Raw genomic sequence first — 13,801 nt, 5'->3', positions numbered from 1 at the left:
CATTGACCTCCCCGCGCGTAAATCTCTTAGATTTTGACGCTGACCAAATGGCAGCGTATGTCGCGGGGTTGAATGAAAAGCCCTTTCGGGCGAAGCAACTCATGCAGTGGATTCACCAACGTGGTGTATCCAACATCAACGACATGAGTGATTTAGCAAAAAGCTTTAGAGCAACATTGCTCAATAAAGCAGAAGTTCTTTCACCTCCAGTTATTAAAGACGAGCATGCAGCCGACGGCACCCGTAAGTGGTTGCTCGATGTTGGCGCTGGAAATGCTGTCGAGTCAGTATTTATTCCTGAAGATGACCGTGGCACCTTGTGTATTTCATCTCAGGCTGGTTGTGCAGTCAATTGCCGTTTTTGCTCAACGGGGCATCAAGGCTTCTCACGCAACCTCACCGCCGGTGAAATCATTGGCCAACTCTGGTTTGCAGAACATTTGCTCCGCTCTGATCCGAATGCGGTTCGCCGTATTGAAAAATACCCCACCCCAGGTTGGGAGCACACCGGTCGCGTGATCTCCAATGTGGTGTTGATGGGCATGGGTGAACCGCTACTTAACTATGACAACGTAGTGACTGCTTTACGTTTAATGCTTGATGACAGAGCCTACGGTTTGTCGCGTCGTCGCGTGACTCTCTCTACGTCTGGTGTAGTCCCGATGATTGATCGCTTGGCACAAGATTGCCCAGTCGCCTTGGCGGTGTCATTGCATGCACCAAACGACAAGCTGCGCGATCAACTTGTTCCGCTCAATCAAAAATACCCCTTAAGAGAATTACTTGCTGCGTGCGAACGGTATTTGCCATTTGCCCCAAGAGATTTCTTAACCTTTGAATATTGCATGCTCGATGGCGTCAATGACTCTGATATCCAGGCTAAAGAGCTGGTGCGTTTATTGGCAAACATCAAGTGCAAAATTAATCTGATTCCATTTAATCCTTTCCCAGAATCTGGATTAAAGCGCTCATCAGCACAGCGTATTCATGCCTTCGCCAGCATTTTGTTGGACGCTGGCATGGTAGCTACTGTTCGTAAAACTCGTGGCGATGATATCGCTGCAGCCTGTGGTCAGTTGGCGGGTGATGTAGTTGACCGCACTAAAGTACGCGAGCGTGCGGTGCATGACAAGCAGATCAATTTAGGTCAAGATGACATAACTGATAGTCTTGACGATGAAGAAGAGCAAGAGTACCAAGCCGAGCACCCAGTGCTATGGCTTAAAAGATTAGACGACTAATTCATAAAAAGAGTCCTATGAGTGATACATCTAGCAATCCTCCAAAGCTGCCACTAGGCCCATCGCCAAAGCGGGAAACACGCCAAGCAACGGTTGCCTGGAAAACCAACATCATTACGATTGGTGGTAACGCGCCGGTACGCGTCCAATCGATGACCAATACCGATACTGCGGATGCAGTCGGTACCGCTATACAGATTAAAGAGTTGGCCCGAGCTGGTTCAGAGATGGTGCGCATTACTGTGGATACGCCAGCTGCGGCTGCAGCGGTTCCTTATATTCGTGAACAGTTAGACAAGATGGATGTCTTAGTGCCATTGATTGGCGACTTTCATTACAACGGCCACACTCTATTAAAAGATTACCCCGAGTGCGCCAAGGCCTTATCGAAGTATCGAATCAATCCCGGTAACGTAGGTAAGGGCGCTAAACGTGATCCTCAATTTGCGCAAATGATTGAAGCAGCCTGTACATACGACAAGCCGATTCGGATTGGCGTGAACTGGGGGAGCTTAGATCAAGACTTACTGGCTAGCATCATGGATGCTAATGCAGCACTGCCAGTTCCTAAGACTGCACAAGAGGTCATGATTGAGGCTTTGATTCAGTCAGCCTTGCAGTCCGCTGAAAAAGCAGTGGAGTTTGGTATGAACCCCAACCAAATTATTTTGTCTTGTAAAGTCAGCAACGTCCAAGATTTGGTAGCGGTGTACCGCGATCTCGCCAATCGCTCAGATTACCCATTGCATTTAGGATTAACCGAGGCAGGCATGGGAAGCAAAGGGATTGTTTCCTCAACTGCTGCATTGGGTATCTTGTTGCAAGAGGGTATTGGTGACACCATTCGAGTTTCATTAACACCTGACCCAGGTGCGCCACGAGAGAATGAAATCATTGTGGCTCAAGAAATTTTGCAAACGATGGGATTGCGTAATTTTACGCCCATGGTGATTGCCTGTCCGGGCTGTGGCAGAACGACGAGCACTACTTTTCAAGAGCTAGCGGCTGATATTCAATCGTATCTGCGTCAGCAAATGCCGGTGTGGAAAAAAACCCATCCAGGTGTCGAAGCAATGAATGTCGCCGTGATGGGTTGTATTGTGAATGGCCCAGGCGAGAGTAAGCATGCCAATATTGGCATCTCATTGCCAGGCACTGGCGAGACTCCTGCCGCACCGGTATTCGTGGATGGTGTCAAAGTCAAAACTTTGCGTGGCGATCATATTGCTCAAGAGTTTCAGGTCATTGTCGATGAGTACGTCAAGCAAAATTACGCTCCGAAGTAAAAAGCAAGACAAAAGCTAGAACAAGAACAACATACAGCAACAATAAAAAAAGACATCCATCAAAGCACCTCATGGCAGACCAAGCAAACGCAACTAAAGCGCAAAAGATTCAGAAAATTAATGGCGTCCGTGGCATGAATGATCTCTTGCCAGCAGATGCTGCACAGTGGACACATTTAGAGCATGTTCTGCGTGATCTCACGCGTGCCTACGGCTATGAATTTTTGCGCACTCCAATTGTCGAGGCGACTGCAGTGTTTCAGCGCGGCATTGGTGAGGTCACCGATATTGTTGAAAAAGAAATGTATTCGTTTGAGGATCGCCTGAATGGCGAGCAACTCACATTGCGTCCAGAAGGTACTGCCGCTGTCGTGCGCGCCGTGGTTGAAAACAATTTACTGTACGAAGGACCAAAGCGTCTTTGGTATACCGGACCAATGTTCCGTCATGAGCGCCCACAACGTGGCCGCTATCGCCAGTTCCATCAATTTGGTATTGAAGCGATGGGTTTTGCTGGCCCAGATATCGATGCAGAAATCATTTTGATGGGCCAACGCCTGTGGGATGAGCTCGGCCTGAAAGGTGTTCGTTTAGAGATTAATTCTTTAGGACAGGCTCCTGAGCGTGCAGAACATCGCGCTGCCCTGGTAACGTATTTTGAGAAAAACAAAGAACAACTCGATGAAGATTCGCAGCGCCGTTTATTAACGAATCCATTACGTATCTTGGATTCTAAGAACCCGGCAATGCAAGATTTGATCGAAGGTGCACCCAAGTTATTAGATTTCTTGGGCGAAGAATCCCTTAAGCATTTTGAGGCGGTGCAAGTCTTACTCAAGGCTAATAACATTCCTTGCAAAATCAACCCTCGTTTAGTGCGTGGTTTGGATTACTACAACCTGACTGTTTTCGAGTGGATTACTGAAGAGTTGGGAGCTCAAGGCACGATTGCCGGTGGCGGTCGCTATGACCCCCTAATTGAGCGTATGGGTGGCAAAGCTGCTCCAGCCTGCGGTTGGGCAATGGGTATGGAGCGGGTCTTGGAACTCATGAAGGTTTCTGGGTCTTTGCCAGAAGCGCAGGCTCAATGCGACGCATTTGTGATTCACCAAGGGGGCGAGACTCTGACTGCGGCCATGATTATTGCTGAGCGCCTGCGTAATGCGGGTATCGATGTCATCCTATTTTGTCCTCCGGATGGCCAGACTGCTAGCTTTAAGTCGCAAATGAAGAAGGCAGACTCGAGTGGGGCAGCCTATGCTGTCATCATTGGGCCAGATGAATTGGCTAAGAATGAGGCTCAGCTCAAAGATTTGCGTAGCACCGGTGTGCAGAAGGCAGTTGACCTTGACAGCGTTGTAGAAGCGGTAATTGATGCCATTGTTGGCGCCACCGAATAGAATTAAGACATTGATTATTAATACTGTATTTATTTGCTTGGATTGACATGCCTTTAGACCTAGAAGAACAAGAACAATTAGATCAACTTAAAGCATTTTGGCAAAAATATCGCAACCTGATCACTGGTGTGATTACGGCTGCTTTATTTGCCTATGCAGGATATAGCGGATATCAATGGTGGTGTACTAGCCAAGCTGCAGCGGCATCCCAGTTATACGAGACCATGGTTACTGCGATTAACAAGGGTGATAAAGATCAAACTTTACGTGCTGCTGATGATTTGCAAAAACAGTTCTCTGGTACACCTTATGCTGCAATGTCCAGCTTAGTGGCTGCGAAGATTGCCTCTGATGCTGGTGACTCGGCAAAGGCGATGGATTATTTGCGCTGGGCTGCGAAGAATGCATCTGACCAAGGATATTTAGCCTTAGCTAAATTACGTCTCACCGCCCAGTTAATTGAGCTTGGTACAGAAAAAGATTTTGCAGAAGCAGATGCGATTCTGAAAGAAAAGCCCATTTCCGGCTTTGAGGCCCTATGGTTAGAGCGTCGCGGCGATTGGTATTTGGCTCAAAAGAATATGGCTGATGCGCGCAAGAGCTATGAAGCTGCTTGGAAGCAGTTAAATGATGCAAAAGAATTCCCTGAAGAGGCGCGTCGTCTCTTGAAGGTTAAATTAGATGCCGTCGGAGGAGTAGCTCAGTGATGATGGATTGCAAACGCGTAGCAAAACTAGCAAGTACAGCTTTAGTACTAGGCTTCGTGGTAACAGCCCTAGTAGCCTGTTCAGGCAGCTCGCGTGTACGCAAGCCTGCTGAGCTAGTTCCTGTTAGCAATCAATTTGACTTTACTCCCGCATGGACAACTAGCGTAGGTTCATCTGAGCCATTTAATTTTCATCCTGCAGTAGCCGGTGATGCTGTTTATGCCGCCTCTCATCGCGGTAATCTTGCCAAGATTGATTTGCGCACCGGTCAAAAAGTATGGGAAGTATCTGTGCCAGATCGTCTATCGATTGGACCTGGATCGGATGGTCGTACTACGGCAGTAGTCACCACCAAAGGAACGATCTATGCCTACGACGATACTGGTAAGGCTATTTGGAACGTGAGCGTTGGCAGTGAGGTCTTATCAGAACCAGTAGTTGCTGGTGGCGTAGTCATCATTCGTGCTTTAGATAATCGCTTTGTTGGCTTTGATGCTCAGACAGGCGTGCGCAAGTGGAGTTATCAGCGTCAACAATCCGCTCTGTCATTGCGTGTTGGTTACGGCATGCTTGCCATTGGTAATGAGGTTATTGTGACTGGATTCTCCGGCGGTCGCTTTGGCATGATTGCGATTGCAAACGGGGGGCTCGTTTGGGAAACCCCGATTTCCTTTCCAAAAGGATTCTCTGAAATTGAGCGCCTCAATGATGTGACCGCCAAGCCAAGTATGGAAGGCGAAATCATTTGCGCCGTCTCTTATCAAGGCCGCATAGGTTGCGGTCAAGCGCGCACAGGTAATTTATTGTGGTTCAAAGATTATTCAAGCTATACCGGCACGGCGCAGAGTCCTGATTTGGTTTTTTCTTCAAACGAAAAATCGTATGTCACTGCATTTGCGGTGAAGGATGGTTCACAAGCCTGGGAAAATACGCAGCTGACATTTAGAGATGTCGGCGAGCCAATGGCGATTGGTAAGGTATTACTCCTTGGTGATGCGCAGGGTTATGTGCATGCACTATCACAAGCGAATGGTGAAATGCTGGCACGCATTCGTCATGACAGTAGTCCCATCACAGCCGCACCGATTGCGGTGAACGGCCTCATCTTGGTTCAGTCTCAAGGTGGAAAACTAGCGGCGTACAGTCCAAAATGAATCCAGTAATCACCATTGTCGGTCGTCCTAACGTTGGCAAATCGACACTTTTTAATCGCTTAACGCGCTCACGTGATGCATTGGTTGCCGACTTCTCGGGCCTGACCCGTGACCGTCACTACGGTAAAGGTCGCATTGGCGAACGTGCATTTATTTGCGTAGATACCGGTGGTTTTGAGCCCGTAGCCAAGACCGGCATTGTGGCCGAGATGGCCAAGCAAACCAAGCAAGCTGTTGCTGAATCGGACATTATCATTTTCTTGGTGGATGGCCGTTTGGGTATGGCCCCTCAAGATCGCGTGATTGCGGATTTCTTACGCAAGACGGGTAGACCGATCATTCTGGCAGTGAATAAAACTGAAGGCATGCAGTCTGGCGTGGTTACTGCAGACTTTCATGAGCTAGGTCTAGGCGAACCATTCCCAATTTCATCAGCGCACGGTGATGGTGTACGCGGTTTGATCGATGATGCTTTGGATTCTTTAGGCATTCCAGAGCCAGAACCAGAAGAACAAGAAAACGATCCTAATCGCCCAATGAAGATTGCGGTAGTGGGTCGTCCTAACGTGGGTAAATCTACCCTGATCAATAAATTGATCGGTGAAGAGCGTGTGATTGCATTTGATATGCCGGGCACAACCCGTGATGCGATTGAAGTGCCGTTTGAGCGTAATGGCAAGCCTTATATCTTGGTAGACACAGCAGGTCTGCGTCGCCGTGGCAAAGTATTTGAAGCGATTGAGAAATTCTCCGTTGTTAAAACATTGCAAGCGATTGCTGATTGCAATGTAGTCATTCTGATGCTCGATGCCCAGCAGGATATTTCTGAGCAAGACGCTCATATTGCTGGATTTATCGTGGAAGCAGGGCGTGCATTGGTTGTTGCCGTAAACAAGTGGGATGGTCTTGATACTTACGTGAAGGAGCGCGCGCGTTTAGAGATTGCTCAAAAGTTGCGCTTCCTTGATTTTGCAAATGTACATCCGATTTCTGCTAAGAAGGGTACTGGTCTCAAAGAGCTATTTAAGGACGTTGATTTAGCTTATGCCGCAGCCATGGCGAAATTACCAACCCCGAAACTGACCCGTATTTTGCAGGATGCTATTGAGCACCAACAGCCTAAGCGTGTGGGTATGGGTCGTCCAAAATTGCGTTATGCCCACCAGGGCGGTATGAATCCCCCTATTGTAGTGATTCATGGAACCTCTTTGAGCGGTGTAACTGATAGCTATAAGCGTTACCTAGAAGGGCGCTTTAGAGAAGTCTTCAAGTTGCGCGGCACTCCTTTGCGTATTCAGATGAATACCGCTAAAAACCCCTATGTTGATGCGGACAAAGGCAAAAAAGGTAAAAAGAAGTAAAAAAGTAAAAATAGAGCTACAGTTTTAATTGTGTTTTAAGTGCGGGGCTTGTTTTTTTGAACATCAGACCCCTTATGTAAGAGACATGTACTCGTAATTAGCTTTGCCTAGCAGTAGATTGATAAATAAAAAAAGCAAGACTCCCAAAATAGCAGCAGCAAATAAAAACCATTAAGGAGCAGTATGAATAACAGCAAAATCCAATTACTACAGGATCCCTTCCTCAATGCCCTGCGCAAAGAGCATGTTCCTGTCTCCATCTACCTTGTTAACGGTATTAAGCTGCAAGGCAATATTGAATCGTTCGATCAATATGTTGTTCTCTTGCGTAACACCGTAACTCAGATGGTCTACAAGCACGCTATTTCTACAATTGTCCCTGCTCGTGCAGTGGAGTTCCGCACGGAAGAAGTTAGCTCTGTTTAAAACCGGTGTAGATGCGGCGCGTGCCGTTTTAGTTGGTGTCGATACAGGCCGCGAAGATTTTGCGGACAGCATGGCAGAGCTCAGCCTGCTTGCACAGAGTGCTGGCTCTGTACCCATCACCAGCGTGATTGCCCGTAAGGGTAAGACGGATCCTGCTTTATTTATTGGTTCAGGTAAGGCGAACGAAGTTAAAAAAGCGATGGAAGAGCAAGGTGCCGAATTAGTCATCTTTAACCATCCGCTATCCCCGACTCAGCAACGCAATTTAGAGCGTCATATTGGTTTTCATGTGATGGATCGTACTGGTCTGATTTTGGATATCTTTAGCCAAAGAGCACAAAGTCATATTGGTAAAACGCAGGTTGAGTTAGCCCAGGTTCGCTACCGGATGTCTAGACTAGTGCGTGCTTGGAGTCACTTGGAGCGTCAACGCGGTGGTATTGGCGTACGTGGCGGCCCTGGTGAAACCCAGATGGAGCTCGATCGGCGGATGCTAGCAACCAAAGCTAAGCGTCTAGAGGCTGAGCTTGAGAAGCTTCAGCGTCAGCAAAGAACCCAAAGAAGGGCCCGTAACCGCAGGGACGTTTTTTCAGTTTCGCTGGTCGGCTACACCAATGCTGGTAAATCCACTTTGTTTAATTCCCTTACAAAAGCAGGGACTTATGCGGCAGATCAGTTATTTGCAACCCTAGATACGACCTCCCGTAAAGTCCATTTAGACGGTGTGGGTTCAATTGTGGTTTCTGACACAGTAGGCTTTATCCGTGAGTTACCACACCAGCTGGTAGAGGCCTTCAGAGCCACCTTGGATGAGACCATTCATGCAGATCTGATTCTGCACGTGATTGACGCCTGTAGCCCGGTCGCTCGGGAGCAAAAGGCTGAAGTAGAGGCTGTTTTACGTGAAATTGGGGCGGATGACATCCCCCGTATCGAGATCATGAATAAGATTGACCAGATGCCCCAGACCTTTACGGAAGGGGCTGTCCTAGTGCGCGATTCTGAGGGCATTCCGAGTCAGGTTTTCCTCTCCGCCAAGACAGGCCTAGGCCTTGATTTATTGCGATCGGCCCTTGCCGAATGCTCTCAAATGACTGATAGAATAAGGGTCGAGCAGAATCGCGCTAAAGTTCAAATGGACCCAGGCGAGTTTTTAGCTCCTTTACCAGAACGACCAGAAACTTCCGAATTTAATCCGATTCCTAACCGTAAGTACTCACCAAACGATGCGTAAATTTCTCGAACTGTTTTCGGTCAATGATCCAGGCTGGGGTAACAGTGCCCCAGGTAACGGATCTAAACACAACAAAGATGGTCAGGGTTCTGATCAGGCTCCAAAAGTAGACCCCGCTAATCCAGGGTCGGATAAGCCTGTTGAAACCCCACCGCAAAATCAGCCCGCACGACCCAATGGTCCACCAGACCTTGATGAGTTGTGGCGCGACTTTAATGATCGCTTGAGCGGTATTTTTGGCGGTAAGAAAAAGCCAGGCGCCTCATCAAGCGCGCCAGCGAACAAGCCGAACAGTACTGATATTCCCCCACCATCGCAGCGCGGTAATGGTGGTGGTAATGGCGGCGGTGGCTTTACTGCACCTAACTTCAATTTCACAAACCCCTTTGGCTCCAAAGTCACGGTGATCATGGCTGCAGGCGGTGTAGTGTTGCTGTGGATTTTTAGTGGGTTCTACATCATTCAAGAAGGTCAGTCGGGCGTGGTTACTACGTTTGGTAAGTATGCTTACACCGCAGGCCCAGGTATTAACTGGCGCATGCCTTGGCCTGTTCAGGCTGAGCAAGTTGTTAACGTCTCTGGAGTTCGTTCCGTTGAGGTTGGTCGCTCTATTTTGATTAAAGCAACCAATCAAAAAGACACTTCCATGCTCACGGAAGATGAAAATATTATTGATGTACGTTTTGCAGTTCAGTACCGTTTAAAAGATCCAACCGATTATTTATTTAACAATCGCGATCCCGATACCACTGTGGTGCAAGCTGCAGAAACTGCAGTGCGTGAAATTGTGGCGCGTAGCAAGATGGATACCGTTTTGTATGAAGGTCGTGAAAAGATCGCCATTGATCTTGCTAGCTCAATACAGAAAATTCTAGATAGCTATAAAACTGGTATCTACGTCACGAGCGTGACTGTTCAAAACGTTCAGCCACCTGAGCAAGTGCAAGCTTCATTTGATGATGCTGTTAAGGCTGGCCAAGACCAGGAGCGCCTCAAGAGTGAAGGTCAAGCATATGCGAATGACATCATTCCACGTGCAAAGGGTACGGCTGATCGACTCATTCAAGAGGCTGAAGGATATAAGGCTAGGGTGGTTGCAACCGCAGAGGGTGATGCAAATCGCTTCAAGCAAGTCCAGACTGAATATGCAAAAGCACCCGGCGTGACTCGTGATCGTATGTACATTGATAGCATGCGCGAGATGTATAACAACGTGTCTAAAGTTTTGGTAGACACTACCAAGAGTAATAGCATGCTGTATTTACCTCTCGATAAAATCATTGCACAAGTCAGCGCAGAAAGTACCCAAGTTGCTACTGGTCAGGCGCCAGCTTCAACACCTACTGGGTCTGTGACAGTGGGAGGCGCGACAGGTAATCCAGCAGCTCCATTTAGCAACAATACAACTAGCCCAAGCCCTAGCAATACCTCAGGTGCTGGTGCTTCCGAAAAACGCGACGGCCTAAGAAACCGCGATAGAGGGGATGCAAGATAATGAATGCAAATCGTCTCTTAGCTGCTATAGCTGGCCTGATTGGTCTTTTCTATATTCTGACTTCAAGTATTTTTGTAGTCGATCAGCGTAACTACGCCGTGGTATTTTCATTCGGGCAAATTGTGCGCGTGATTGAGCAGCCTGGATTACAGGTGAAGCTGCCAGCACCTTTTGAAAATGTCCGTTTCTTTGATCGTCGTATTTTGACTATTGATACACCAGAAGCCGAGCGCTTTATTACCTCTGAGAAGAAAAATCTCTTGGTGGATTCTTATGTGAAGTGGCGTATTGTCGATCCCCGTAAGTTCTTTGTCAGCTTTAAAGGCGATGAACGCTTGGCACAAGATCGCTTAACTCAGTTAGTGCGCTCTGCCTTGAATGAAGAGTTCACCAAACGCACAGTCAGAGAGATCATTTCTGATCAACGTGAGCAAGTGATGCAGGGTATTCGTAAAAAAGTAGCCGATGATGCATCGGATATTGGTGTTGAAATCGTCGACGTTCGCCTCAAGCGGGTTGATCTACTAGCTGAAATTAGTGACTCCGTTTACCGGCGCATGGAAGCAGAGCGTAAACGCGTTGCTAATGAGTTGCGCTCCACAGGTGCTGCAGAGTCCGACAAGATTCGAGCTAATGCAGAGCGTCAGCGTGACACGATCTTGGCTGAAGCCTATCGTGAAGCGCAGAAAATAAAAGGTTCTGGCGATGCAAAGGCCACTGCTTTATATGCCGATGCTTTTGGGCGTGATCCTCAGTTCGCCCAGTTCTACCAAAGTCTTCAGGCCTACCGAAGCTCCTTTAAAGATAAGAAAGATGTCATAGTTGTTGAGCCTAATGGCGAGTTCTTTAAGTTCATGCACAAAAAAAATTAAGAGTGAATAGTTCAAATCATGAATCGCTGGTTACTTCCTGAAGATATTGCTGATGTTTTGCCAGCCGAGGCTCGTAAGGTAGAGACTCTGCGTCGCGCTATTCTCGATTTGTATCAGTCCTATGGCTATGAACTGGTTGCTCCTCCTATATTGGAGTTCCTAGATTCTTTGCTGACTGGCACTGGTTCAGATCTGAATTTACAAACATTTAAGTTGGTTGATCAGTTGTCTGGGAGAACATTAGGCCTGCGCGCTGACATGACTCCGCAAGTTGCTCGCATTGATGCGCACTTACTCAACCGTAAAGGCGTAACCCGCCTTTGCTATGCAGGATCAGTTGCCCATGCACGCACACCAGTAGGCAGCTCTGCTCGTGAAGAATTACAACTTGGCGCAGAGATTTATGGATGCGCTACTTGGGAAGCGGATTTTGAGGCGATCTCCTTATTACTAAAAACCTTGAGTGTTGCTGGGCTGAATAAGGTCTACCTCGATCTCTCGCATGCAGGCGTGCTCGAGGGAATTCTGGATGGGCAAGTTAAAGAGAAGGCTGATGTCGAGGCACTGTATAGCTTATTGCAAAGCAAAGATCGCCCACGCTTAGCGATTTGGTCTAAATGCTTACCGGCCGAGTCTGCGCAAGCCTTAATGGCTCTTACTGAATTAAATGGCCCTTGTGCGCAAGTATTGGCTGGTGCTAGAAAGTCTTTACCGAAACATCCATTAATTGATGAGGCCTTGTCTCAACTAGAAAAATTGGCCGCAGCAACTGATGCACTTCCAGGCAATGTTGAGCTCAGCATGGATCTGGCGGATCTGCGTGGATATCAATATCACAGCGGTGTGATGTTCGCTGCTTATGTTGATCAGTTGCCACAGCCAATTGCGAGAGGCGGCAGATACGACCATGTTGGTCAAGCATTTGGACGCTCCCGTCCTGCTACTGGCTTTTCAATGGATTTATTGACCCTGGCTAACCTGGCACCTGTAGCGCAAAGAATGCCCGCCATCGTAGCGCCTTGGACTTTAGATGCTGACCTAGCTGCCAAGATTACCGAATTGCGCGATGCTGGTGAAGTAGTCATCCAGGCTCCTAGTGGCGATGCTGTAGAAACTGCTGAATATCTTTGTGATCGTGAGCTAGTAAAGCAAGGCAGCTCATGGGTAGTAAAAAAGAAGTAAACGCTATTTGAACAACACATTAATTCTGTAATTACCTTTTGGATTTCATTATGTCTTTAAAGCAACAAGCTCATGGTCGTAACGTCGTTGTCATTGGTACCCAGTGGGGTGACGAGGGCAAGGGCAAAGTAGTGGATTGGTTGACAGACCATGCGCAAGCAGTCGTACGTTTTCAGGGTGGACATAACGCTGGCCATACGCTGATCATTGGCGGTAAAAAAACGATTTTGCGTTTGATCCCCTCTGGAATCATGCATAAGAACGTGATTTGCTACATTGGTAATGGTGTTGTGCTTTCTCCAGAAGCACTCTTTAAAGAAATTGGTGAGTTAGAGGCTGCAGGCTTGGATGTTCAATCCCGTTTGAAGATTTCTGAAGCAACCACCTTGATTTTGCCGTATCACGTAGCCATCGATCATGCCCGTGAGAAAAAACGTGGCCATGCCAAGATTGGCACTACTGGCCGCGGTATCGGACCAGCATACGAAGATAAGGTAGCCCGACGCGCCCTACGTGTTCAGGATTTGTTTTATCCGGAAAAGTTTGCCGCGCAATTGCGTGAGAACTTGGAATATCACAACTTTATGCTCACAAATTACTATGGGGCCGAGCCAGTTGATTTTCAAAAGACATTAGAAGAAGCCATGTCTTATGCAGGGCGCATCAAGCCGATGGTGGTCGATGTCTCTAGCGCTTTATATGCAGCAGAGCAAGCTGGTCAAAATTTATTATTCGAAGGTGCGCAAGGTACTTTGCTGGACATTGATCATGGCACCTATCCGTACGTGACTTCCAGCAACTGTGTGGCTGGTAATGCTGCCGCTGGATCTGGCGTTGGTCCGGATTCACTGCAATATATCTTGGGCATTACCAAGGCTTATTGCACGCGTGTTGGTGCTGGTCCGTTCCCAAGTGAGTTATACGACTTTGATAATCCAGCCAAGCAAGATCCTGTTGGTATTCGTTTGGCTGAAGTGGGTAAAGAGTTTGGTTCCGTCACGGGCCGTCCGCGCCGCACTGGTTGGTTAGATGCTGCTGCACTAAAGCGTTCAATTCAGATCAATGGTTTGTCTGGCCTTTGCATTACTAAGCTGGACGTATTGGATGGGTTTGAGACTATTCGTCTTTGTGTGGGCTACACCCTTGACGGTCAAAAATTAGATGTATTACCGCGCGGCGCTGAAGCTGTGGCGCATTGCGAACCAATTTATGAGGATTTCCCGGGTTGGAAGGGAACTACTTTTGGTATTCGTGAATGGGACAAACTCCCAATAGAGGCACAGAAGTTCCTGCGTCGTATCGAAGAAGTTGCAGGAAAGCCGATCGCCATGGTCTCAACGGGACCTGATCGCGATGAAACAATTCTTCTACAACATCCATTCAAAGGTTAATAAAGCACTTCCTTTTTAATTTTTTTATATTTAATTTACACATTTGCTTTGG

12 protein-coding genes are annotated in these 13,801 nt (G+C 47.7%); all 12 read left to right on the top strand.

Annotated elements, in window-relative coordinates:
• Positions 1-47 precede the first annotated feature (47 nt).
• Entirely contained in the window at positions 48-1,241 is a 1,194-nt protein-coding gene (gene rlmN, locus C2747_RS06170) for a dual-specificity RNA methyltransferase RlmN (protein WP_215333104.1), read from the top strand.
• A gap of 17 nt (positions 1,242-1,258) precedes the next feature.
• Positions 1,259-2,527, top strand: a complete 1,269-nt coding sequence (ispG, locus tag C2747_RS06165; RefSeq protein WP_215330749.1) for a flavodoxin-dependent (E)-4-hydroxy-3-methylbut-2-enyl-diphosphate synthase — start codon at positions 1,259-1,261, stop codon at positions 2,525-2,527.
• A 71-nt stretch (positions 2,528-2,598) separates the two neighbouring features.
• Positions 2,599-3,927 (top strand): histidine--tRNA ligase, encoded by a 1,329-nt coding sequence (hisS, locus tag C2747_RS06160; RefSeq protein WP_215330748.1) that lies wholly within the window; start codon positions 2,599-2,601, stop codon positions 3,925-3,927.
• 47 nt (positions 3,928-3,974) lie between these two features.
• Complete coding sequence (locus tag C2747_RS06155) at positions 3,975-4,634, top strand: YfgM family protein (RefSeq protein WP_215330747.1); 660 nt, start codon at positions 3,975-3,977, stop codon at positions 4,632-4,634.
• Entirely contained in the window at positions 4,634-5,788 is a 1,155-nt protein-coding gene (gene bamB, locus C2747_RS06150; RefSeq protein ID WP_215330746.1) for an outer membrane protein assembly factor BamB, read from the top strand. Before C2747_RS06155 ends, bamB begins: the two co-directional genes overlap by 1 nt.
• On the top strand, positions 5,785-7,149 hold the full coding sequence (gene der / locus C2747_RS06145; protein ID WP_215330745.1) for a ribosome biogenesis GTPase Der: 1,365 nt from the start codon (positions 5,785-5,787) through the stop codon (positions 7,147-7,149). Before bamB ends, der begins: the two co-directional genes overlap by 4 nt.
• 183 nt (positions 7,150-7,332) lie before the next feature.
• A complete protein-coding gene (gene hfq / locus C2747_RS06140) occupies positions 7,333-7,575 on the top strand; it encodes an RNA chaperone Hfq (RefSeq protein ID WP_114653200.1) in 243 nt (80 codons plus the stop codon).
• On the top strand, positions 7,568-8,809 hold the full coding sequence (gene hflX, locus C2747_RS06135; protein WP_251374859.1) for a GTPase HflX: 1,242 nt from the start codon (positions 7,568-7,570) through the stop codon (positions 8,807-8,809). Before hfq ends, hflX begins: the two co-directional genes overlap by 8 nt.
• Positions 8,802-10,304, top strand: coding sequence for an FtsH protease activity modulator HflK (gene hflK / locus C2747_RS06130; protein WP_215330744.1), 1,503 nt, complete (start codon positions 8,802-8,804; stop codon positions 10,302-10,304). Before hflX ends, hflK begins: the two co-directional genes overlap by 8 nt.
• Positions 10,304-11,176 carry a protease modulator HflC gene (gene hflC, locus C2747_RS06125; protein WP_215330743.1) on the top strand — a complete coding sequence of 291 codons (873 nt, stop codon included), beginning with the start codon at positions 10,304-10,306 and terminating at the stop codon, positions 11,174-11,176. The genes hflK and hflC overlap by 1 nt, the downstream gene beginning before the upstream one ends.
• Positions 11,177-11,194: 18 nt before the next feature.
• Entirely contained in the window at positions 11,195-12,358 is a 1,164-nt protein-coding gene (locus tag C2747_RS06120) for an ATP phosphoribosyltransferase regulatory subunit (RefSeq protein WP_215330742.1), read from the top strand.
• 50 nt (positions 12,359-12,408) lie between these two features.
• Complete coding sequence (locus C2747_RS06115) at positions 12,409-13,749, top strand: adenylosuccinate synthase (protein ID WP_215330741.1); 1,341 nt, start codon at positions 12,409-12,411, stop codon at positions 13,747-13,749.
• Positions 13,750-13,801 lie beyond the last annotated feature (52 nt).

The organism is Polynucleobacter corsicus (assembly GCF_018688255.1).
GTDB lineage: Bacteria > Pseudomonadota > Gammaproteobacteria > Burkholderiales > Burkholderiaceae > Polynucleobacter > Polynucleobacter corsicus.
Note: the sequence above shows the minus strand (reverse complement) of the source record. Positions and strands in the feature narration are given on the sequence as shown.